General features: G+C 60.1%; 24 protein-coding genes. 18 read left to right on the top strand and 6 right to left on the bottom strand.

Annotated features, from left to right (window positions below; all coding sequences use genetic code 11):
• Positions 1 to 53: 53 nt before the first annotated feature.
• Positions 54 to 914: a VOC family protein gene (locus tag AC5I5B_RS15695; RefSeq protein ID WP_111835021.1), complete on the bottom strand. Its 861-nt coding sequence runs from the start codon at positions 912 to 914 to the stop codon at positions 54 to 56.
• Here AC5I5B_RS15695 and AC5I5B_RS15700 point away from each other — a divergent pair.
• The 5 genes from AC5I5B_RS15700 (at position 897) to AC5I5B_RS15720 (ending at position 3,553) form a co-directional block, all read left to right on the top strand.
• On the top strand, positions 897 to 1,145 hold the full coding sequence (locus AC5I5B_RS15700; protein ID WP_099086140.1) for a hypothetical protein: 249 nt from the start codon (positions 897 to 899) through the stop codon (positions 1,143 to 1,145). The two genes, AC5I5B_RS15695 and AC5I5B_RS15700, sit on opposite strands and share 18 nt — an antisense overlap.
• Positions 1,146 to 1,192: 47 nt before the next feature.
• Complete coding sequence (locus AC5I5B_RS15705; RefSeq protein WP_003509277.1) at positions 1,193 to 1,603, top strand: universal stress protein; 411 nt, start codon at positions 1,193 to 1,195, stop codon at positions 1,601 to 1,603.
• A 61-nt stretch (positions 1,604 to 1,664) separates the two neighbouring features.
• Positions 1,665 to 1,985: a TraR/DksA family transcriptional regulator gene (locus AC5I5B_RS15710; protein ID WP_003509276.1), complete on the top strand. Its 321-nt coding sequence runs from the start codon at positions 1,665 to 1,667 to the stop codon at positions 1,983 to 1,985.
• 283 nt (positions 1,986 to 2,268) lie between these two features.
• Positions 2,269 to 2,937: a PAQR family membrane homeostasis protein TrhA gene (gene trhA / locus AC5I5B_RS15715; protein WP_003509275.1), complete on the top strand. Its 669-nt coding sequence runs from the start codon at positions 2,269 to 2,271 to the stop codon at positions 2,935 to 2,937.
• Between the two features lie 118 nt (positions 2,938 to 3,055).
• Positions 3,056 to 3,553 carry a GNAT family N-acetyltransferase gene (locus AC5I5B_RS15720; protein ID WP_087743582.1) on the top strand — a complete coding sequence of 166 codons (498 nt, stop codon included), beginning with the start codon at positions 3,056 to 3,058 and terminating at the stop codon, positions 3,551 to 3,553.
• A gap of 19 nt (positions 3,554 to 3,572) precedes the next feature.
• Here AC5I5B_RS15720 and AC5I5B_RS15725 read toward each other — a convergent pair whose 3' ends face one another.
• Both AC5I5B_RS15725 and msrB read right to left on the bottom strand, forming a co-directional pair.
• Positions 3,573 to 4,199 (bottom strand): LysE family translocator, encoded by a 627-nt coding sequence (locus AC5I5B_RS15725; RefSeq protein ID WP_003509272.1) that lies wholly within the window; start codon positions 4,197 to 4,199, stop codon positions 3,573 to 3,575.
• Positions 4,200 to 4,316: 117 nt separating this feature from the next.
• On the bottom strand, positions 4,317 to 4,724 hold the full coding sequence (gene msrB, locus AC5I5B_RS15730) for a peptide-methionine (R)-S-oxide reductase MsrB (RefSeq protein WP_003509266.1): 408 nt from the start codon (positions 4,722 to 4,724) through the stop codon (positions 4,317 to 4,319).
• A 203-nt stretch (positions 4,725 to 4,927) separates the two neighbouring features.
• Here msrB and AC5I5B_RS15735 point away from each other — a divergent pair, with 203 nt between their 5' ends.
• The 10 genes from AC5I5B_RS15735 (at position 4,928) to AC5I5B_RS15780 (ending at position 13,330) form a co-directional block, all read left to right on the top strand.
• Positions 4,928 to 7,297: a putative monovalent cation/H+ antiporter subunit A gene (locus AC5I5B_RS15735; protein WP_111835017.1), complete on the top strand. Its 2,370-nt coding sequence runs from the start codon at positions 4,928 to 4,930 to the stop codon at positions 7,295 to 7,297.
• Complete coding sequence (locus AC5I5B_RS15740; RefSeq protein ID WP_003509264.1) at positions 7,294 to 7,713, top strand: Na(+)/H(+) antiporter subunit B; 420 nt, start codon at positions 7,294 to 7,296, stop codon at positions 7,711 to 7,713. The genes AC5I5B_RS15735 and AC5I5B_RS15740 overlap by 4 nt, the downstream gene beginning before the upstream one ends.
• Complete coding sequence (locus AC5I5B_RS15745) at positions 7,713 to 8,090, top strand: Na+/H+ antiporter subunit C (RefSeq protein ID WP_003509263.1); 378 nt, start codon at positions 7,713 to 7,715, stop codon at positions 8,088 to 8,090. The genes AC5I5B_RS15740 and AC5I5B_RS15745 overlap by 1 nt, the downstream gene beginning before the upstream one ends.
• A 19-nt stretch (positions 8,091 to 8,109) precedes the next feature.
• Positions 8,110 to 9,687 carry a Na+/H+ antiporter subunit D gene (locus tag AC5I5B_RS15750; protein ID WP_111835016.1) on the top strand — a complete coding sequence of 526 codons (1,578 nt, stop codon included), beginning with the start codon at positions 8,110 to 8,112 and terminating at the stop codon, positions 9,685 to 9,687.
• Entirely contained in the window at positions 9,684 to 10,163 is a 480-nt protein-coding gene (locus AC5I5B_RS15755; RefSeq protein ID WP_020812977.1) for a Na+/H+ antiporter subunit E, read from the top strand. The genes AC5I5B_RS15750 and AC5I5B_RS15755 overlap by 4 nt, the downstream gene beginning before the upstream one ends.
• Positions 10,160 to 10,546: a cation:proton antiporter gene (locus AC5I5B_RS15760; RefSeq protein ID WP_111835015.1), complete on the top strand. Its 387-nt coding sequence runs from the start codon at positions 10,160 to 10,162 to the stop codon at positions 10,544 to 10,546. The genes AC5I5B_RS15755 and AC5I5B_RS15760 overlap by 4 nt, the downstream gene beginning before the upstream one ends.
• Positions 10,543 to 10,875: a monovalent cation/H(+) antiporter subunit G gene (gene mnhG, locus AC5I5B_RS15765; protein WP_020812975.1), complete on the top strand. Its 333-nt coding sequence runs from the start codon at positions 10,543 to 10,545 to the stop codon at positions 10,873 to 10,875. Before AC5I5B_RS15760 ends, mnhG begins: the two co-directional genes overlap by 4 nt.
• A 433-nt stretch (positions 10,876 to 11,308) precedes the next feature.
• On the top strand, positions 11,309 to 11,737 hold the full coding sequence (gene ros / locus AC5I5B_RS15770; RefSeq protein WP_003509257.1) for a MucR family transcriptional regulator Ros: 429 nt from the start codon (positions 11,309 to 11,311) through the stop codon (positions 11,735 to 11,737).
• Between the two features lie 335 nt (positions 11,738 to 12,072).
• Positions 12,073 to 12,495 carry a helix-turn-helix domain-containing protein gene (locus AC5I5B_RS15775; RefSeq protein ID WP_111835014.1) on the top strand — a complete coding sequence of 141 codons (423 nt, stop codon included), beginning with the start codon at positions 12,073 to 12,075 and terminating at the stop codon, positions 12,493 to 12,495.
• Positions 12,488 to 13,330: a DUF6456 domain-containing protein gene (locus AC5I5B_RS15780; RefSeq protein ID WP_111835013.1), complete on the top strand. Its 843-nt coding sequence runs from the start codon at positions 12,488 to 12,490 to the stop codon at positions 13,328 to 13,330. Before AC5I5B_RS15775 ends, AC5I5B_RS15780 begins: the two co-directional genes overlap by 8 nt.
• A gap of 3 nt (positions 13,331 to 13,333) precedes the next feature.
• Here the strand turns inward: AC5I5B_RS15780 and AC5I5B_RS15785 are convergent, their stop codons facing one another.
• Both AC5I5B_RS15785 and AC5I5B_RS15790 read right to left on the bottom strand, forming a co-directional pair.
• Complete coding sequence (locus AC5I5B_RS15785; protein WP_087743595.1) at positions 13,334 to 13,750, bottom strand: SufE family protein; 417 nt, start codon at positions 13,748 to 13,750, stop codon at positions 13,334 to 13,336.
• 198 nt (positions 13,751 to 13,948) lie between these two features.
• Positions 13,949 to 14,374: a DUF5330 domain-containing protein gene (locus AC5I5B_RS15790; RefSeq protein WP_003509252.1), complete on the bottom strand. Its 426-nt coding sequence runs from the start codon at positions 14,372 to 14,374 to the stop codon at positions 13,949 to 13,951.
• A gap of 488 nt (positions 14,375 to 14,862) precedes the next feature.
• Here AC5I5B_RS15790 and AC5I5B_RS15795 point away from each other — a divergent pair, with 488 nt between their 5' ends.
• The 3 genes from AC5I5B_RS15795 to AC5I5B_RS15805 all read left to right on the top strand — a co-directional run bounded on the left by AC5I5B_RS15795 (position 14,863) and on the right by AC5I5B_RS15805 (position 17,888).
• Positions 14,863 to 16,395: a sensor histidine kinase gene (locus AC5I5B_RS15795; protein WP_111835012.1), complete on the top strand. Its 1,533-nt coding sequence runs from the start codon at positions 14,863 to 14,865 to the stop codon at positions 16,393 to 16,395.
• Positions 16,367 to 17,275 (top strand): peptidoglycan-binding domain-containing protein, encoded by a 909-nt coding sequence (locus AC5I5B_RS15800; RefSeq protein ID WP_031233927.1) that lies wholly within the window; start codon positions 16,367 to 16,369, stop codon positions 17,273 to 17,275. The genes AC5I5B_RS15795 and AC5I5B_RS15800 overlap by 29 nt, the downstream gene beginning before the upstream one ends.
• Before the next feature lie 259 nt (positions 17,276 to 17,534).
• Positions 17,535 to 17,888 (top strand): DUF1491 family protein, encoded by a 354-nt coding sequence (locus AC5I5B_RS15805; RefSeq protein WP_003509247.1) that lies wholly within the window; start codon positions 17,535 to 17,537, stop codon positions 17,886 to 17,888.
• A 74-nt stretch (positions 17,889 to 17,962) separates the two neighbouring features.
• Here AC5I5B_RS15805 and AC5I5B_RS15810 read toward each other — a convergent pair whose 3' ends face one another.
• Positions 17,963 to 18,898 (bottom strand): DUF2336 domain-containing protein, encoded by a 936-nt coding sequence (locus AC5I5B_RS15810; protein ID WP_210303433.1) that lies wholly within the window; start codon positions 18,896 to 18,898, stop codon positions 17,963 to 17,965.
• Positions 18,899 to 19,327 lie beyond the last annotated feature (429 nt).

Raw genomic sequence — 19,327 nt, forward strand, 5'->3', positions numbered from 1 at the left:
CGAAAAATGTGGCGGTTCCGGGGCGGCAGAAATTTCTGCCGCCCCTTTTTGCTTTATGCGGAAAGCTTTAGCCCAATTCCCCAAGGGTCTCTGAGGACGATACCGTCGCTTTGCCTTTCGGTGGCGATTTCCAGCCGGTCGAGTGCGGCAACAGCCGTGTCGAGCGCCGCCTGCTCGTTGAATTTCAGCGAATAGCCGGAAAGGCCGGTCATGTTGTCCTTGCGGGCCACGGCACCGCGGCTGTTCCAGATATTGGCGGCCACATGGTGGTGGTAGGCCCCGGAGCCGAAGAAACTCGCACCCGGATACCGCGCCATGATCTTCAGCCCCAGCACATCCTGATAAAACTCATCCGCCTGCGGAATATTGCCGACCTGCAGATGGATATGGCCGATGGCGGTTCCCTCCGCCGCACCGGTGAATGCGGTCTTCGGCGCGCTGTCATAAAGCGCCTGCAGGTTGAGGCCGAGCGTGGCCATCTCAACGGTGCCATCAGGCTGGTAGGTCCATTCATCCGGCGAACGGTCGCGATAGACCTCGATGCCGTTGCCTTCCGGGTCGGCGAGATAGATCGCCTCGCTCACCAGATGGTCGGATGCGCCCTGAAACTGGATATTGTTATGGGCGGCATGCGCCAGCCAATGGGCCAGGTCGTTCCGGCTCGGCATCAGGAAGGCCGTGTGGAACAGGCCTGCGGCATTGCGCGGCGCGCGTTCCGCCATGCTGGAGGTGGAAAGCGTGAGAAGCGGCTGGCCGCCGACACCAAGCACTTCGCCGCTAGGGTTCTTTTCAAGAACGGAAAGGCCGATGATCTTCTGGTAGAAATCCGAAACGCGCGGCAGATCGTGAACGACGAGATGCGCCTGGCCGACATAGGCCGGCCGCGTCAGGGCGAATTGTTTGATTTCACTCATCATGATCTCCATATTGAATCCGAAGCGCCCCGGGGCGGATCGGTCGCCGAAATTATCGGCCGACGCCGCTTTGCGGCGTTTGTCGAAGGCGAATATGGGCTGGTTTCGTCGTTCAGCAAAGATCACCGTCTGGCGATTGACTGTCTACTATTCGTTGACAATGCCCCGTTCGGGCCCGGCTCCGGCTTTGACTTCGATCAAGGTGAAGGCTGCGCGGGCGGGGAAATATAAGTCTAGCCCGACACGCCAAACGGCGGATCAAGCCAAAGGAGACAGCCATGTACAAGAAGATCATCGTACCGGTAGACCTCAGCGCCACCGACAAGGGGGAAAAGATTCTCGAAAAGGCCAAGGCGCTGCTGGATCCGGACGGCGAGATCGTTCTCATCAACGTTGTCGAGGAACTGCCGGGCTATATGGCGATCGATCTGCCTGTCGACCTGATCGAAAACGCCATCAAGGACGCCAAGACCAAGCTTTCGGACCTCAAGACCAGGGCCGGTTTCAAGGGCAGCCAGGAAATCAGAAGCGGCGCACCCGCGCGCGAGATCATCGCCGCCGCCGAGGAACACAAGGCTGACCTCATCATCATCGCGTCGCACACGCCTGATTTCAGCAATTATTTCATCGGCGCCACCGCCGACCGCGTCGTGCGCCACGCCAAATGCTCGGTGCTGGTGGATCGATAAAGGCTTGACGTTTTTGGGTTGCGGGCGGGTTTTCCGCCCGCGCCGGCTGGAGGAAAAGACCATGAATGTCGAAACTTACGAGAAAATCCTGCGTGACCGCCAGCGCGAGCTTTATCGCCGCCTGCACAAGATTGAGGCCGATTTCGAAGAGCCTCGCAATCCCGATGACGAGGATCGCGCCAGTGAACGCAGCAATGACGAGGTGCTGGACGAGCTGGGGCAGGTGGGGCAGGACGAGTTGCGCGCCATCGACGCAGCACTCGACCGCATCGCGAGCGGCACCTTCGGCACCTGCGTCAAATGCGGCAAGAAGATTTCGGAGGATCGGCTGAAGGCGGTGCCCTATACGCCGTTTTGCCAGGAATGCGCCGCAGCTTTGTGAAATATTTTCGTGGTGACATGTTGCGTCCGCCCTTTCTCACCCTCATCCCTGTGCTTGTCACAGGGATCCAGCCAGACCAAGTCCTTGGGCTGAGAAGAGTCCTTTCGCCGCGCAGACACGCGTCGGCTGGATTCCTGTGAAAGCGCAGGAATGAGGGAAACGGCGGACCTCTCTTTTCGCAACAGTCTCGAACGCAATTTGATTGCCGTTAACCGGCCGCTGTCTTGTTCCTGTCTAATATTGGCTCCATGCTTTGATGAAAGCACGCAGACGGGAATGGACCATGAGCGAGATGTGGCGGTTCGGGCGCCAGTATGATTTTCACGAGATTGTCGCCGATGGCATCGTCCATGGGGTCGGCATCGTGTTTGCGCTTATCGGCGCGACGGCGCTGATTTTTTACGCGATGGCGTGGGGCAGCCTCAGCGCGATCGCCGCCGCGTGGATTTACGGTCTCGGCCTTGTCGCCTGTCTTTCCGTCTCCTTCACCTATAATATCTGGCCGCACTCCAGGGTGAAATGGTTCCTGCGCCGGCTGGATCATTCGGCGATCTTCATCCTCATCGCCGCCACCTATACGCCCTTTCTGATGCGCGGTATCGACGATCCGCTGATTGCCGTCATGCTGGGGTTGATCTGGCTTGCGGCACTCTGCGGCATCCTGCTCAAATGCCTGTTTCCCGGCCGTTACGACCGGGTCGCCATCGGCCTTTATCTCGCCATGGGCTGGAGCGGCATCATGGTGGTCGAGCCCCTGTCGACACACCTTTCGCCGGTCACGCTCTGGCTCATCGTTGCCGGCGGCGTCATCTATTCGCTCGGCGTCATCTTCCATGTCTGGGAAAAGTTGCGGTTCCAGAATGCCATCTGGCATGGTTTCGTGGTTTCCGCCGCCGCGGTTCACTATTTCGCCGTGGTCACCTCGTTCAGCCTCGTTCCGCTGGCATCCTGAAGCCCACGTTTTCGACAGGCGAGCGAGGCGCTGGACATTGCGCCACCTCATCGCTTAAGGGTCGTGGGGATCGCGTCAGGCAGTGACGCTTTCGGGAACGACGAGGGCGAAGGATAAAATGACGGTGGAACTGCGCGATGCGACGGTGGACGATCTCTCCGGCATCATGGAGATTTATAACGACGCGGTGCTGAATACGACGGCGATCTGGAATGACGTGCTGGTCGATCTGGAGAACCGCAAGGAATGGTTCGCCGCCCGCAAGTCGCGCGGCTTTCCCGTCATCGTCGCAATCCTCGACGGCAAGGTCGCAGGCTACGCCTCCTATGGCGACTGGCGCGCTTTCGACGGATATCGCCATACCCGCGAACATTCGGTCTATGTGCAAAAGGATGCGCGCGGCCACGGCATCGGCAAAAAGCTGATGCAGGCGTTGATCGATCATGCCGCGGGCAACGACGTGCATGTGCTGATCGCCGCCATCGAGGCGGAAAACATCGCCTCCATCCGCCTGCATGAAAGCCTTGGTTTCAGGGTCGTCGGCCGGTTTTCGGAAGTCGGCACCAAGTTCGGCCGCTGGCTGGACCTGACCTGCATGGAGCTGAAACTAGGCTAGCAGGCTAGGCGGTTTCCCTTCAGGCCGGACGCCGGGCGAAAGCGAGCATGACACCAAAGGCCATCATCATGGAACCGCTGATCTGGTTGACGCGCTTCAAGGCGCGCGCATTGCGCATGAGACCGGACAGTCGTGAACCGACAAAGGCATAAACGGCAATCGCCACCACCTCGAGCAGCAGGAAAATCACGCCAAGCGTGGCGAAACTCTGCCAATAGGCGTCCTGCTGGATGAATTGCGGGAAAAAGGCCGTGAAGATCAAAATAGCCTTGGGGTTGCCGGAGGCGACGAAAAACTCCTGCCGCAGATAGGTTTTGAGAACATTGCCGTTGCCCGAGGATACGTCAGGGGCGGTAACCTCAGCCTTTGAGCGGATGAGTTTGAAGCCGATCCACAGCAGATAAAGAACACCGATCCATTTGATCAGCGAGAACATCATCTCGGAGGCCATCAAAAGTGCGCCGAGGCCCAGTGCTGCAATCGCGATCATGCCCGCGAAAGCGACCAGCCTGCCGCTTGCCGCCATTACCGCCGTCGCCATGCCGTAGCGCGCACCCACTGTCATTGACAGCAGATTGTTCGGCCCGAAAGCCATGTTCAGGGCAAAACAGGCGGGAATGAAAATGAGGATGGTTTCGAGTGTCATGGCGGTGATCCGGAAGGAATGAGACGGCGATGATCTCACTCTCCGGTCCGGCTGTCGAGACAGCCTTTTCAGGGTGAAAGGCCGGCAAGGGCAGCCGGCCTTTCACCCTGAGCTTTATCAGACCGGCTCGAACACCATCGAATGGCCATTGATGCAATAACGCAGACCGGTGGGCGGCGGGCCGTCCGGGAAGACGTGGCCGAGGTGGCCGCCACAATTGGCGCAGCGGATTTCCGTGCGCACCATGCCGTGGCTCGCGTCGCGATGTTCCGTCACCGCGCCGGGCTTCACCGGCTCGAAATAGCTCGGCCAGCCGCAGCCGGCATCGAATTTCGTATCCGAGAGGAACAGCGGCTCGTCACAGGCCGCACAGCGGTAGAGGCCTTTCTGGAATGTATCCCAATAGGGACCGGTGAAGGCGCGCTCGGTGCCGTGTTCGCGCAGGATGCGATATTGCTCCGGCGTCAGCTGCTCACGCCACTCGGCATCGGTCTTGGTCAATTTGGGGGATGTCAGATCGCTCATGGAATGATCCTTTCTGTTCCCGCCTCAAATAATCATCACTGAGGCGGATTGAAAGGGGATGGGCGTCATAACGCGTTCGTTATGGGCCGGGCGTACCGATTTGGGTTGAGATGCCCGTGTCTATGCCTTAACTGAAAAGCCGATTTGAAAGAAGAACGCCATTCAGTGGCGCGCAGGGATGGGGGACATCCCGGGAGATGTGAATGACATCAGATGTCACGCCGCTGACATTCCTGTCGCTGTTTCTGCCGTTTCTGGCAGCGCTTGCCGCGCCGGCCCTGGTGAAAAGGTTCGGTCACAATGCGGCATGGGTTCTGGCGATCGCGCCGGCTCTCGCCTTCGTGCATTTTGCGCTGATGCTGCCCGAGATCGCGGCAGGCGGCGTGGTGACCGGCGGTTATGCCTGGGTGCCGAGCTTCAATCTCAGCTTCTCCTGGTTCATCGACGGCCTGTCGCTCACCTTTGCGCTGCTCATCACCGGCATCGGGCTGCTGATCGTGCTTTATGCGGGCGGTTATATGAAAGGCCATCCGCAGCAGGGCCGTTTCCTGTCCTTCCTGCTTCTGTTCATGGGAGCGATGCTCGGCGTCGTCGTTTCCGACAGCCTGCTGATGTTGTTCGTCTTCTGGGAACTCACCTCGATCACCTCCTTCCTGCTGATCGGCTTCGACCATGAGCGCGCAGCTTCGCGCCGTGCCGCGCTGCAGGCGCTGGTGGTGACGGGCGGTGGCGGCCTTCTGTTGCTCGCCGGGCTGATCTTCATCTGGGATATAAGCGGCATCACGCAATTGTCGATGCTGGTGCGCGGCGGCGATATATTGCGTGACAGCCCGTTTTATCTGGCCGCGCTGCTTCTGGTTCTCGGCGGCGCCTTTACCAAATCGGCGCAGTTTCCCTTCCATTTCTGGCTGCCCAACGCCATGGAAGCGCCAACTCCAGTCTCCGCCTATCTGCATTCGGCAACCATGGTGAAGGCCGGCGTCTATCTGCTGATGCGCCTCAATCCGGTGCTCGGTGATACCGCCGCCTGGCAGATCCTGCTGCCCTTCTTCGGCGGGCTGACCATGCTCACCGGCGCACTTCTCGCCGTGCGCCAGACCGATCTCAAGCTGATGCTTGCCTATACGACGGTGTCGTCGCTCGGCCTGCTGGTCATGCTGACGGGTTTTGGCTCTGACCATGCCATAGAGGCGGCCGCGCTTTATCTGGTGGCGCATTCGCTGTTTAAGGGCGCGCTCTTCATGGTCGCCGGCATCATCGACCATGAGACCGGCACCCGCGACATAACGAAGCTCGGCGGCTTGCGAAAAGCCATGCCCATCACCTTTGTGGCAGCGCTGGCGGCTGCGATTTCCATGGCCGGCCTGCCGCCCTTTTTCGGTTTTCTCGCCAAGGAGGAGATTTATTATGCGCTGGCGCATGGCAACCCGCGTGCCGTGCTGTTCACCGGCATCGCCATCCTCGGCAACGGGCTGATGTTCGCCGTCGCCTTTGCCGTGGGGCTGAAACCCTTCCTCGGCAAGCCGGTGAAAACGCCGAAACACGCGCATGAAGGTCCGCTGCTGCTGTGGCTCGGTCCGGCGCTGCTGGCTCTGAAGGGGCTGACGATCGCTCTCTTTTCCGGCATTGCGCATTTCTACATTTCGACACCCATGGCGAGCGCCATCGCCGGCGAGGCGCGCCCGGTGGAAATCTCGCTCATTCCCCATATGGGCGTGCCGCTCGGCCTGTCGCTGCTCACCATTGCGCTCGGTATCGTCCTCTATACGCAGCTTTCCGCTGTCCGCAGCCTGATGGCCCGCACCTTCACGGCGCTGGGGGCCGGGCCTGACAGGGGCTTTGACGTCTTCATCGAAATGCTGGTGAAAGTCTCGTTCCACGTTACCCGGCTCATTCAGCCCGGCCGGCTGGAGTTCTACGTCACCGCCACCTTCGCCGTCATCGCCGCCGTGCTGCTGGTGCCCCTGTTCCTCTATGGCGAATTGCCGTCCATGCCGTCATGGCCGCGTGACATGCCGGTCCATGAGCTGACCTTCATCGCCATCGCCGTGGCGGGCCTTGTCGCTGTCCTGACGGCGTCGAGCCGGCTGACTGCGATCATCGCGCTCGGCATTCAGGGCTTTGCGGTGGCGGTCATCTTCCTGCTGTTCGGCGCGCCCGATCTGTCGTTCACGCAATTCATGGTCGAGACGCTGTCGGTGGTCATTCTGACGCTGGTGATGACAAGGCTTCGCCTGTCACCGTCAGATCATCGCGGCCTTGGCCAGAAGCTGCTCGACAGCACCATCGCCATTGCCTGCGGAACCGGCTTTGCCCTGTTCCTGATGCGCGCGACGCAGGCGAGCTTCGACAACCGCCTGACGGACTTCTACAACACCTATTCCAAGGTCATCGCCCACGGCGCCAATGTGGTTAACGTCATCATCGTTGATTTCCGCGGCACGGATACGCTCGGCGAAATCGCTGTCGTGATGATAACGGGTCTTGCCATCCTCGCGCTGATCCGCATCCGTCCGGCCGCCGCGGTCAAGGGACCGGCCAAAACCGCGAAGAAGAAAGGAGCGCGGGCATGAACACGCTCATTCTGCGCACCGTCACTCCTGTCGTCACCAGCCTCATGGTGCTGTTTTCCATCTTCGTGCTGCTGCGCGGCCATAACGAGCCGGGCGGCGGTTTCATCGGCGGATTGATCGCGGTCTCGGCGCTGGCGATCTACGGCATCGCTTATGGCGTCACGGCAGTCAGGCGCGCCATCATGTTTCATCCCCTGTCGATTGCCGGGGCGGGGCTGCTGCTATCCATGCTTTCCGGCCTCGTCTCGATGGCCGCCGGCGTGCCGTTCATGACCGGGCTCTGGGTCTATCCGAGCCTGTTCGGTGTCGAAATGCCGCTCTCCACCGTCATGTCCTTCGATATCGGTGTCTATCTCGTGGTGGTCGGCGCCATCACCTCCATTGCGCTGGCGCTGGAAGAAAGGGAAAGCGACTGATGGAAGCGGTCTTCTCGATTCTCGTCGGCATCTTCTTTTCGGTGGCGATCTATCTCATGCTGTCGCGCCACAGCATCCGCATGCTGCTCGGCATCGCCATTCTCGGCAATGCGGTGAACCTCCTGCTGTTCACCGCCGGCCGGCTGACGCGCGAGGTGCCACCGATCATTCCGCCCGGCATGGACACGCTGCCCGCAGGGGCGGCCAATCCTTTGCCGCAGGCGCTCATTCTCACGGCAATCGTCATTTCCTTTTCCTTCTTCTGTTTCCTTCTGGTGCTGACCTGGCGTGCGTTTCAGGAACTGCAGACCGACGACACGGACGAGATGCGCACCGCAGAACCCGCAGGCGAGCCCTTGCCGCCGCTCGGTTATTGAGCGGCGAGGCTGAGACAACATGGCATCCACCACCACAACAGCAGTCACTGATCTCTCGGCAGCGCTCGTCACGACGCCTGTGCCTCTTGCCGACTGGCTGATCATTCTCCCCATCGCGCTCTGCATCGGCGCAGGCGCGGTGCTGATGATGATGCGCCATGCCATCCGCCATCACGCGACCGTTGCCATCGCGGCGCTTTTCCTGCTGGTCCTGCTCGATGCAGCACTTTTATGGAAGGTCGCCACTGAAGGCCCGTTCACAATGGTGATGGGCCGCTGGCTGCCGCCCTTCGGCATCGCCTTTACCGCCGACCTGACGGGGGCGCTGCTGTCGCTTGCGGCCGCCATCGTCGCATTGGCGGGCGCCATCCATGCCGGCGCGGATATCGACGCCGGCGGCAGGCGCTACGGTTTTTATCCCTTCCTGCTGCTGCTGATGGCCGGCGTCACCGGCGCGTTCCTGACCGGCGACATCTTTAACCTCTATGTCTGGTTCGAAGTGCTGCTGATCTCGTCCTTCGGCCTGATCGTGCTCGGTTCGACGCGCGAGCAGATCGACGGCGCGCTGAAATACGCCATTCTGAACCTCATCGGCACGACGCTGTTTTTGATCACGGTCGGGTATCTCTACGCCATCTTCGGCACGCTCAACATGGCCGATATCGCGCAGAAGGCGACAGCTCTGCGGGAGACCGCGCCGCTGATGACGCTTGCGAGCCTCTTTACGCTCGCCTTCGCCATGAAGGCCGCGGCCTTCCCGGTGAATTTCTGGCTGCCGGCCTCCTATCACACGCCGCGCATCGTCGTTTCCGCGCTTTTCGGCGGATTGCTCACCAAGGTCGGCATCTATTCGCTGCTGCGGGTCATGGTCATGCTGTTTCCGGTCGAGCGGGAAGAACTCAGCATCGTCATCGCCATCTCCGCCGCGCTCACCATGGTGCTTGGGGCCATGGGCGCGCTCGCCCAGAACGATATCCGCCGCATGCTCGGTTACATCGTCATATCAGGCATCGGTTACATGATGGCCGGCATCGCCATCGGCACGCCATCCGGTGTCACAGGCGCCATTTTCTACGCGCTGCATTCCATGGTGCTGATGACGGCGCTTTATCTCGCCGCCGGCCATGCCGCCCGTCTCGGCGGCAGCTTCAGCCTCACCTCACTCAGAGGCCTTTACCAGCAGGCTCCGTGGTTTTCGGCGCTGGCGCTGGCATTGTTTTTCGCCGGCTCCGGCCTGCCGCCCTTTTCCGGCTTCTGGCCGAAGGCGGTGCTGGTCAAGTCGGCGATCGATATCGGCGCATGGTGGCTCGCTGGCGCCATCCTCGCCTCCGGCTTCATCGCCACGATCGCCTTCGGGCGGATCTTCCTTTTGTGTTTCTGGCGTCCCGCTGCGGCATCCCCCGGTCAGCCTTCCTTCCCGCACGCGTCGCCGTCGGCGGCTCCGTCTTTCGCGCCGCTGGTGGGGCTGACCTTGCTCGTGGTATTCTTCGGCCTGTTTCCGGAAAGCCTGCTCAATCTCAGCCAGCAGGCGGCCGCAGGCCTCGGCAACCCGCAGGCCTATATCCAGTCGGTCTTTTCCGAAGGAGGCAAACCATGAGCCTCTATCTCGTGCAACTGCTGTTCGTTGCCGTATGGCTCGCCGTGACGGGCAGCGTCACCCTGGCGAACATCATCTTCGCCCTGATCGTTTCGACACTGGCGCTCGGCCTCATCCGCCACCAGCTTCCGGGCGGGCGTAACCACTGGCTGCGGCTTACCCGCGTCTTGTCGCTGGTGCTGCTGTTCTTCAAGGAGCTGGCGCTCTCGGCCTGGAAGGTCGCCGTGCTGGTGACGCGGCCCAAGCTCGACGTGCAGCCCGGCATTTTCGCCTATCCGCTGACGGTGACGACGGATTTCGAGATCACACTGCTCGCCAACCTCATCACGCTCACCCCCGGCACGCTCTCCGTCGATGTTTCCGCGGACAGGAAAACGCTTTACGTGCACGCGATCGACTGCAGCGATATCGAAGCCACGAAAAACGACATCAGAAATGGCTTCGAAAGAAAGATCATGGAGGCGTTTCAGATATGACGCCAGAACAGACAGTTTCATTTGCAACTATACTTGCATCGGTTGTTCTGTCGGCCGCCTTTTTGCTGACAGTATATCGCGTCGTCGTCGGCCCCACCTTGCCGGACCGCATCGTCGCGCTCGACATGCTGGTGGGCATCGCCATCGGCTTTATCGCTGTTATCGCCATCCGCACCGGCTTCAATCTTTACGTCGATATCGCCATTGCGCTCGGGCTGGTCGGGTTTCTGGCAACGGTGGCCTTTGCCCGCTTCGTCCTGTCGCGCGGCCCGGATGGACGGCGCAGGCCGACGGCGGTTCTCGATGGTGAGAGGGCATCTGAAGTCATTGAAAAAACAATGGAAACAGGTGCCGACGGCAAAAAAGGAAAGGGCAGGCGATGATGGCTTGGATCGTGGCTATTCTCGTTGCGGCGCTGACGATCTCAGGCGCCATCTTCTCGCTGATCGCGGCAATCGGGCTCAATAGACTGCCAGATGTCTATACACGCATGCATGCGGCCTCCAAGGCGGGAACGGTGGGCTCCGGCCTGCTGCTTCTCGCGGTCGGCATTCATTCCATGGAAATCCCGACGCTGGCGCGGGCGCTGGCCGGCTTTTTCTTTTTTGTCCTCACCGCGCCGGTCTCTGCACATCTTCTTGCCATGGCCGCTCACAAGGCAGGTTATCCGCTTGCCGTTAAATCGGTAGTTGATGACATCAAGAAAATTTGAAGTTGAAAATCCCCCTAATAAATGGGGGTATTCATTTTCAATTACTACTAGGCATAGTATTTTATTACCCGTAATTTTTTGTATTCCAATTAGACTGTTTTGAACTGAAAAATTGACACTAGGAATTTGACTTTTGCTGTTTTGCTGTTATCCAAATTAAGTGTAAAGTTGCTAATCGCGATTTGCATCTAGCCTCTTCATAGTCGGCATAGGCATTTTATTAATGTCTAATCTATGGCCCGTCGGACCATTGCTGCCCATGTCGCGGGCCATAAGTTGAATCTCGGACCAATTCGTTTCCGGTTTTCGCTCGAAATCTAGGGGTAGGTTTCATGTTGGTTTCAACAAGGCGAAGGTGGGGCGCCGGGTAACTTCACATCGCTCGATGCGGCGTTCGCCCGCTTCAGGGGATTAATAAACAGGAGATACTTAAATGACGGAAACTGCATACGGTAACGCCCAGGATCTGCTGGTCGAACTGACTGCGGATATTGTGGCTGCCTATGTTAGCAACCACGTCGTTCCGGTAACTGAGCTTCCCGGCCTTATTTCGGATGTTCACACGGCACTTAGCGGAACATCGGCACCGGCATCGGTGGCGGTCAATGTTGAAAAGCAGAAGCCTGCCGTCTCTGTCCGCAAGTCGGTTCAGGACGATCATATCGTCTGTTTGGAATGCGGCGGCTCGTTCAAGTCGCTGAAGCGGCATCTCACGACGCATCACAGCATGACGCCGGAAGAATATCGCGAAAAATGGGACCTGCCGGTCGATTATCCGATGGTTGCGCCCGCCTATGCCGAAGCCCGTTCGCGGCTCGCCAAGGAAATGGGTCTCGGCCAGCGCCGCAAGGCCAGCCGCTGATTGTAACGACGGGTCGGCGGGGCTTGTTCTTCCCTCGCCACTCAACCCGCTGCCGCACCTTCTCCCCACCCGGGAGAAGGCGGCAAGGCGAACTTGCCCGCTCCCTATGCTGCTCTGAAGCTTTTTCTACCTTCACATGAATGTTCAGCCGGTCCGCAGACCGGCTTTTTTATTGTCGCGTGCAATTTCAGTTGAGGAAAAAAATCCTTTATTGTGTTCGTCATTTCTGCAAATATATAGCCATATCAAACGCATATTCTTCTCCGCAAAATTTACGCTTCCCCATAGCTGTTCTCAGGTGTATGAATTAATTCCTATTCGTAGAGGAGTTGCATATGCCGTCGGATACTGTGTTTCTGTCTGCCGCCGCGCGGCCTTGCGTGCGGGTCGGTGATCGTCCTTTTCGTCGTTGGCCGTCTGCGGCCGGGCGGGATGAGATTCCCCGTCTTTGCCGTCTGGTGCGGCAGCTCACCGGTGAGATGGTGCAATTGACGGGTGACCGAGCGCTGGTGCGCCGCGACATCAGGCGCACGGAGTGCCATATCCGCCAGATCGCCATGTATGTGTGCCATGTGCAGCTCGGTATTCCCATGACTGATATCGGGCCCTGCTTCGGCCGGGACAGGACGACGGTGGGCCATGCCTGCCAGGTGGTGGAGGACCGGCGTGACGAACCGGCATTCGATGAGTTCATCGCCGCGCTCGAGCGGCTCACCGGCAGTATTTTCAACGTGATGAAAGGGGGCCGGGATGAATGAGGTGAAACGCGTCCCGGCTGCCTCTTCAAATCCTCACCTCCTGCGCTTGCTGCGTTGCATCGCTGCGGGCGCGGCCGAGATTTCGCAGGAGGGCGGCGATATTGTCGTGCACCGGGCGCGCGCTGGGCATCCCCCGCTGCGGTTTCCGGCGGCGACGGTGCGGCTTGCCGTTTCTTCCGGACTGGCGGAACAGCGGGAAAACACCCTTTTCGCCGCGCCGCCGCTCGCCTCTTATCTGAAACGCGCAATGGCAAAAGACCGCGATGAGGTTTTTCAGGAACAGCATCGGGATATGCAGACTGTTGTTGTGGATGTCGATGACGCGAAGCAACCGGCCCGTCGCAACCTCAACACCTCACCGCTGACCAGCCTTTCAAGGCTGAAGGAGCGGGATGGCACGGTGTTTTTCCCGGCAGATGCTTTGGCGGCAGGCGAGCGCCTCGCCGCCGATTTTCATCGCGGTCACCTCAATCCGAAGGTGACGGCGACATGGGAGCCGAAAGTAGCCAGCCGCACCAAGGGGGAGGCGGGGGGCCTGCTCAATCTTACCGAGGCGGCGATGGCGGCGCGGGTGCGGTTTTCCCGCGCGGCGGATGCGATGGGACCCGAACTGTCGGGCGTCGCCATCGATGTCTGCTGCTTCGAAAAGGGTCTGGAGACGGTGGAGCGGGAGAGGCAATGGCCGGCGCGCTCGGCAAAACTGCTGCTGCGCGCCGCACTGCTGGCGCTTGCCCGCCATTATGCGCCGCCAGCCGCTTGCGCCCGTGGCAACAATCACCATTGGGGCGATGCGGATTATCGCCCTTCGATGACAACGGCGGTGACGGCGGGATAGCGCTCAGGCGGCCAGCAGCCGGGCTTCCTCGCGGATACGCTTGATCATCGAGCGCAGGCCGTTGGCGCGCTGCGACGACAGATGCTCCACCAGCCCGATCTTGTCGAACACCTCGATGGCGTCGAGATCGGCGATGTGGGAGGCTTTTTTGCCGGAATAGACGGCGAGCACGATGGCGACGAGGCCGCGCACGATATGCGCATCCGAATCGCCCTCGAAGGTCAGCAGGGGGTCTTCCGCGCCGTCGCTATGGCTGACGAGCCAGACCTGGCTGGCGCAGCCATGCACCTTGTTTTCGGCCGTGCGCTTGTCCTCCGGCAGATCGGGCAGCGCCTTGCCGAGTTCGATGACATAACGATAGCGGTCCTCCCAGTCGTCGAGGAAAGCGAAATCGTCAAGGATCGTTTCGAGAGAGGCCATTTGTGCGCCGTATCATCCGTTATTGCAGGTCTTTGCTAGGATATAGGCGAAGTGCGGCCGGTTTTGAACCATGGGCCACGAAAAAGCCCACGGAAAACAGGTTTCCGCGGGCAAGTTTGGCAGGCAGTCGGCGGACGGAAATCTCCGTCCGCAAAAAAGTTGCGGCGCGGTGGCTTGCAAGATCAGGGGCTGGCAAGATCAGGGAGCAGGGCGCTTCTGCGGCAGGGGAATGACGGTGCCGGTCTTCAGCATGTCGGTATTGCCGGGAAATTCGACGCTGACGACAGGAGCGTCAGCCAGCTTTTCGATCTCCGCTGCGACTTCAGCGGCGGGAGCGGATTTTTCACCGGAGGCAAGCTGCTTGTCCAGCAGTTCATAGGCGACCTTCGCGCCTTCCTTTGCCCGTTCACCGAGCGCATGGAAGGTTTCGGCGCCCTTGACGCAGACATCGGGCTTTTCGATGCAGATGGCGCTGACATAACGATAGGCTTCACCGGCTGCCGAAACGGCGCTGGGAAGATCAAATGCCGAAGGTTCCTTGGTCGGATCGTTGCTGCTGCCGAAATAGGACAGCGCCACCAGCACCAGTGAAAACCAGAATGTTCCTTTGATCAGAAACCACATTGTCAGACTACCCTGCCAGATGATCTTTGTTTTCTAAAGCCCCGCCCGGTTCCGGGTCATCGGCCTTTGTCCCGTTTTTCGGGCTTGTGAAGAAGCTACACGCGACCGGCGAACAGCCGATTGCAAAAAGCGACGCAATTTAATTCAAATTGTATCTATTCTCCTCGTATCGGGACGCCCGCCATCAATTCATTCGCATTTTAACAGTCCATGTTAAGCATAATTGCGACAGAGGCCGCGCGTTCCGGGCGAAAGCTGTGGTCCGCCTTGCCACAAAAGTTAACATGATGGCAAAAATGAAGCGAAATCCGTCGCTTACCCGTCATTAACCATGATTGGCAAAGCTTGGAATAAATGCCCCGTAATGGGACTGCGACGCCTTTGGCAGGCCTTTGACGCCATTCTTTTTATCCATTCCTTAAGCCGCCGCCTTCTATTGTCGGAGCCGTTAGAACCGCCTCAGGGATTCGGTGTTGGTATTGCGTAATATGAGAGAAAAAGCGGTCGCATTGGTCGACCATGCCGCAGGCAGATGGCTTGCGCGCATGGAAGAGGACGCCGAAAGGCGCGCCGGAACCGTTGCGCGCCTGCGCCGGCTGATTGCCTTCAGCACTGTTGGTCTTTTCGTGGTGCCCGCCCTCTTCAGCCTCGTCATCAGCCCCGCCATCGCGCTGCCCATCGGCGCCGCTCTGGTGCTGGCGCTGTTTCTGGCCGCCGCAGCGCTGCTGATCGCCTTTTCCCGTCCCGCGCGCGGCGCGTCCTCCTTTTCCGCCTCGTCTGGCGATAACGACCTGATCGCCGCTACGCAGGTGCCGGGCCTCGTGCTCATGATCGGTGATACCGGCTTCGTCGAACACGTCTCCGGCCGCGATCTCGCGACCTTCCCGGCCGATCTACAGGCCAGCCAGGGCCATGCCCTCGTTGAATATGTCTATGTCTCCGACCGTATCGAGCTGATGCAGGCCTTCGACCTGCTGCGGCAGGGCGAGGACAGGGCAACCGCTGAACTCCGCTTCGAGACCGGTGCAAAGTCGCGTCAGGCGCAGTTCATGCATGCGCGTATAGAGATGACGGCGATCCGCAGCGCCAGCGGCCGGCTGCGCCGCATCGTCGCCCAGCTCTCCGATGTTACCGAGATGGAACGCCTGCGCCGCGATGTCGCCCGCAAGGCGGCGGAGGCGGAATCGGCCAATGACGCCAAGTCGCGTTTCCTTGCCGCCGTCAGCCACGAGCTGCGCACGCCGCTCAATGCCGTCCTCGGTTTTTCCGATATTCTCGCCGGCGAATATTTCGGCCGGCTGGAGAACGATCGCCAGCGGGAATATGTCGGCCTCATCCGCCAGTCCGGCGCCCATCTCCTGTCGGTCGTCAACACGATGCTTGACATGAGCAAGCTGGAAGCCGGCCGTTACGAGCTGATGATGGAAAGCTTCCCGATTGCCGAGACCATCTCTTCCTGCGAGGCCATGCTCGGCCTGCAGGCGAAGGAAAAAGGCCTGACTTTAACCAGCCGCATCCAGCGCGGCATTGGCGAAATCTCGGCCGATCAGCGCGCCATCCGGCAGGTTCTCATCAATCTCGCCGGCAACGCCATAAAATTCACCGATGCGGGTGGTGTGGTGTCGATCGACGCCGCGCGTGAGGGCGCGATGCTGAAACTGACGGTGAGCGATACCGGCATCGGCATCGCTTCCGACAAGATTGAACTCCTGGGCCAGCCCTTCATGCAGGTTCAGAATGAATATACCCGTCGCTATGAGGGCACGGGTCTGGGATTGTCCCTGGTCAAGGGGCTTGTGGCACTGCATGGCGGCACTTTCGCCATTACCAGCAAGCCCGGCGAGGGAACGGTCGTAACGATCACTTTGCCTGCCGACGGTTCCGGCATGGCGGGTGAGGGCCAAGGTGCCGAAGCCGAAAGCATGGTGGAATTTCCGCCGCGCATCCGGCAGCGCGGTGACATGGCCGCAATGATGAAAAAGGATGGTGACGATGGCCCCGCGAAAGCGAAAATCGCCTAAGAAAACAACGGCCCAGATTGGCGCCGGGATTGTTTCCTTGGTGGTTTCGGCCATCGGGCGCGAAATCCTGCGCCATCCGAAAATGGTCGGCAGCTGCGGCGCCTTCGCGGTCGTATTCGGTTTTGTCGCCGCCAATGCGCTCTGGTATCAGCCGGGCGTGCATCCGTCGCCTTTCCTGCGCACGCGCGATGCGGAAAACCCGAACGGCATTGCCGGTTATCGCCCGGCCGAGCCGCTCGGCACGCACGGCAACGTCACCACCTTTCGCATAGAACGACCGGCAGAGACGGAAACGGCGCAACAGCCAGCGGCCGAAACGCCGGCGCAACCCGCCGCCGAAAGCCAGAAACCGCAGCAGATCGTTGCCGATATTCAGGCCGAACTGAAGAAACGTGGGCTTTACGAAGGCGAGGCGGACGGCCGCATGGGTCCACGCACCGCCGCCGCCATCATGTTCTTCGAAGAAACGCTCGGCATGGAGCAGACCGGCGAGCCGACGACCCGCGTGCTGGCGGCACTCCGGATCGATGGCGCAACGGTTGCCGCGATCCCCAGGGATCGGCCCGCCGATAGCACCGGCGGCGTCGAGATCGACCCCGTCGCCGCCGCCATCCGCAAGGCGGAAGCGCCGCGCCCGAAGGCCGAACCGGCCTCCCTCAACAGTTCGGCCAATGCCGCCAAGCCAGCAAACCGCGAGCTGATCGCCAGGATCCAGCAGGGGCTGATCAATATCGCCTATGCCGATGTGAAGGTGGACGGCGTTGCCGGCCAGCAGACCCGCAATGCCATCCGCGCGTTTGAGAAACATTACCGCCTGCCGGAAACCGGCGAGCCGAGCGAGGTTGTGCTGAAGAAGCTGAAGTCGATCGGGGCGCTTTGAGGTTTTGACAGCAGCCGAGGGTGCGTGGGGCTTTACCCCCTCTGCCCTGCCGGGCATCTCCCCCACAAGGAGGGAGATCGGCAAGAGGCTCTTTCACTGCTCCATTCTCAAGCGTTGAGGTGGGCGAGCGCCTGCCGCGGATCGATCTTCCCCCCTTGAGGGGGAGATGCCCGGCAGGGCAGAGGGGGGTAAGCCCCACGCACCTTCGTCCGCGTAACCCAGCAGTGAGAGCCCCCACCGTTTCCATCGAAAGCACCCCATGCGCCTCAAATCCGAAATGTTCGTCTCAGCCCTCATCCGCCGCGTCTTCGCCGCCGGCGGATTTGCCGCCGTCGAAAAGAAGGGGGCGGAGGAGGCGGGGGCGATCTTTGTTCGCCAGCGTCTGCGCGATGGCCGCGAGAACCTCTATGGGCCCGCGCCGCAAAGTTTCGCCGATGATGAGGAAATCCGTGCCGAGCGCCGTTTCGAAACGCGTCTTGCGGGTGCGGATGGCGAGGAAAGTGCCGCTCTTCTGGAAAGGGAACGGCGTTTCGACAGCGACCTTTGGGTGGTGGAGATCGAAACCGACGAGATCGGAACTCTGCTGACGCTGGTGGACCAGCCCAAGGCCTAGAGGCAGGAAAAGCAGACCCGGCTTTCGGTCCGCGAAGGGCCTCGCGTCGCAAAAGACGCAAGGCCAGGCCTTGCTTACCCTTGCGTGCCAGTTCTCTGCACAGCCGGTGCGCTGCGGCTCGGCCGCTCGCGGCCATGCGTATAGCTGTCGGCACGCCGCCAGCTTTCCAGCCGCTCTTCGCATTCCACGATGTCGAGGCGATCGAGCAGGGCTTCGGCGCGGCTCATGTCGCCTTCGGCGGCGGCGAGATGCGGATAGAAGCATTGCAGCACGAAGGCCGCCTCGGAAAATTCCATGCCAAGACCGGTGAGCGTCGTCGCCAGCTGCGCGCCTGATATATCGAGCATGATGCGCTCCGACAGCCAGTAGCTGGAGGACAGCGAATCCGCCAGCGCCACCGCGAATTGCCGGGCGTTGCGCTCGCGGGCGAAACGCACCAGCAGCGCCTCCTGCACCTCGCTCAGGCGGCGAAGACCGAGGACGTCGCTTTCCGGGCGGTTGAGGTGATGCGCCATCTGCTTGATCCGCTGGCGCATTTCTTCTTCGAGTGCGGAAGCGGCGGCGATGTTGTCAGTCTTTTCTTCCGTTTTCGGTTCTTCTGGGCTTGCCGCCACCTGCGGTTCGGCGGGAGCTTTTTCCTCTTCCGGCCGTTTCAGATCTTCCGCGTGGCGCAGGCCGACAAGCGCGTCGATGACGGTGGGGGAGAGATCCTCGCGCCGAACGATGGCGCGCGCATGCGCCGCGCCTTGCGTGCGGGCAATGGTGATCAGCGTGTCGTCATCGAGGCATTTCGAGGAAATGAGAAAGGGCGCTGCAAGCGAAATCGGCTGGCAGGCGATGAAGAAGGCGACGGCTGACGGCACGCTCGGATGCTGCGAGAGTGCGGCGATCGCCTCTCGTTTGGCTTCGTCGGTGGAGGCGTTGAAAAGCGGCATGAAAAGTTCGGCGAACTGCCGAAGGTCCGTTTTTGACGGATGCGAAACAGTCTCGAAATTCGTCACGGTGGCCATCAGCACCACATCTTTCTTCCTCACGGCTCTTGGCCTCTCAAGTTCTCGAAACCGGTCGGTCAACGCACTACCCAACAAACGCAAACACAATATCGGTTCAAATTAGAGCAAATGCGTTGACGTCCTGTTAACTATGGGGGGTAGCAAGAGGGAATCTGCCTCTATCAACAAGGAAATTTTAAAACCTTCACAACGGACGAAATGCCGTGGAACTTTACCGCATGGCCTTTGTTTTCAAGGGGTGTGGCGCCGGGAGGAATAAGTGACGGCCCGGCAATTAGGGTTAACGGATCATTAACCTCTGTCTGTTTGTAATTTCATGGGCAGTATTAGGATTCCATGTTATTCTTATCGACGGAATAAATGCAAAAATGGCATGCGAAGCCTGAATCTGCGCACGATCCCCTTATAAGAATCTTTTTGGATTTT

This window comes from Agrobacterium sp. (assembly GCF_059499945.1).

What these genes read in the sequence shown, in the direction of transcription:
- AC5I5B_RS15725 (WP_003509272.1), bottom strand. Translation starts at nt 4,199, where the DNA reads ATGACACTCGAAACCATCCTCATTTTCATTCCCGCCTGTTTTGCCCTG.
- msrB (WP_003509266.1), bottom strand. Translation starts at nt 4,724, where the DNA reads ATGAGCGATCTGACATCCCCCAAATTGACCAAGACCGATGCCGAGTGG.
- AC5I5B_RS15755 (WP_020812977.1), top strand. Translation starts at nt 9,684, where the DNA reads ATGAGCCTCTATCTCGTGCAACTGCTGTTCGTTGCCGTATGGCTCGCC.
- AC5I5B_RS15790 (WP_003509252.1), bottom strand. Translation starts at nt 14,374, where the DNA reads ATGTGGTTTCTGATCAAAGGAACATTCTGGTTTTCACTGGTGCTGGTG.
- mnhG (WP_020812975.1), top strand. Translation starts at nt 10,543, where the DNA reads ATGATGGCTTGGATCGTGGCTATTCTCGTTGCGGCGCTGACGATCTCA.
- AC5I5B_RS15735 (WP_111835017.1), top strand. Translation starts at nt 4,928, where the DNA reads ATGACATCAGATGTCACGCCGCTGACATTCCTGTCGCTGTTTCTGCCG.
- AC5I5B_RS15785 (WP_087743595.1), bottom strand. Translation starts at nt 13,750, where the DNA reads ATGGCCTCTCTCGAAACGATCCTTGACGATTTCGCTTTCCTCGACGAC.
- AC5I5B_RS15745 (WP_003509263.1), top strand. Translation starts at nt 7,713, where the DNA reads ATGGAAGCGGTCTTCTCGATTCTCGTCGGCATCTTCTTTTCGGTGGCG.
- AC5I5B_RS15705 (WP_003509277.1), top strand. Translation starts at nt 1,193, where the DNA reads ATGTACAAGAAGATCATCGTACCGGTAGACCTCAGCGCCACCGACAAG.
- AC5I5B_RS15805 (WP_003509247.1), top strand. Translation starts at nt 17,535, where the DNA reads ATGCGCCTCAAATCCGAAATGTTCGTCTCAGCCCTCATCCGCCGCGTC.
- AC5I5B_RS15795 (WP_111835012.1), top strand. Translation starts at nt 14,863, where the DNA reads ATGAGAGAAAAAGCGGTCGCATTGGTCGACCATGCCGCAGGCAGATGG.
- AC5I5B_RS15810 (WP_210303433.1), bottom strand. Translation starts at nt 18,898, where the DNA reads ATGGCCACCGTGACGAATTTCGAGACTGTTTCGCATCCGTCAAAAACG.
- AC5I5B_RS15710 (WP_003509276.1), top strand. Translation starts at nt 1,665, where the DNA reads ATGAATGTCGAAACTTACGAGAAAATCCTGCGTGACCGCCAGCGCGAG.
- AC5I5B_RS15800 (WP_031233927.1), top strand. Translation starts at nt 16,367, where the DNA reads ATGGCCCCGCGAAAGCGAAAATCGCCTAAGAAAACAACGGCCCAGATT.
- AC5I5B_RS15775 (WP_111835014.1), top strand. Translation starts at nt 12,073, where the DNA reads ATGCCGTCGGATACTGTGTTTCTGTCTGCCGCCGCGCGGCCTTGCGTG.
- ros (WP_003509257.1), top strand. Translation starts at nt 11,309, where the DNA reads ATGACGGAAACTGCATACGGTAACGCCCAGGATCTGCTGGTCGAACTG.
- AC5I5B_RS15780 (WP_111835013.1), top strand. Translation starts at nt 12,488, where the DNA reads ATGAATGAGGTGAAACGCGTCCCGGCTGCCTCTTCAAATCCTCACCTC.
- AC5I5B_RS15720 (WP_087743582.1), top strand. Translation starts at nt 3,056, where the DNA reads ATGACGGTGGAACTGCGCGATGCGACGGTGGACGATCTCTCCGGCATC.
- AC5I5B_RS15695 (WP_111835021.1), bottom strand. Translation starts at nt 914, where the DNA reads ATGAGTGAAATCAAACAATTCGCCCTGACGCGGCCGGCCTATGTCGGC.
- AC5I5B_RS15760 (WP_111835015.1), top strand. Translation starts at nt 10,160, where the DNA reads ATGACGCCAGAACAGACAGTTTCATTTGCAACTATACTTGCATCGGTT.
- AC5I5B_RS15750 (WP_111835016.1), top strand. Translation starts at nt 8,110, where the DNA reads ATGGCATCCACCACCACAACAGCAGTCACTGATCTCTCGGCAGCGCTC.
- trhA (WP_003509275.1), top strand. Translation starts at nt 2,269, where the DNA reads ATGAGCGAGATGTGGCGGTTCGGGCGCCAGTATGATTTTCACGAGATT.
- AC5I5B_RS15740 (WP_003509264.1), top strand. Translation starts at nt 7,294, where the DNA reads ATGAACACGCTCATTCTGCGCACCGTCACTCCTGTCGTCACCAGCCTC.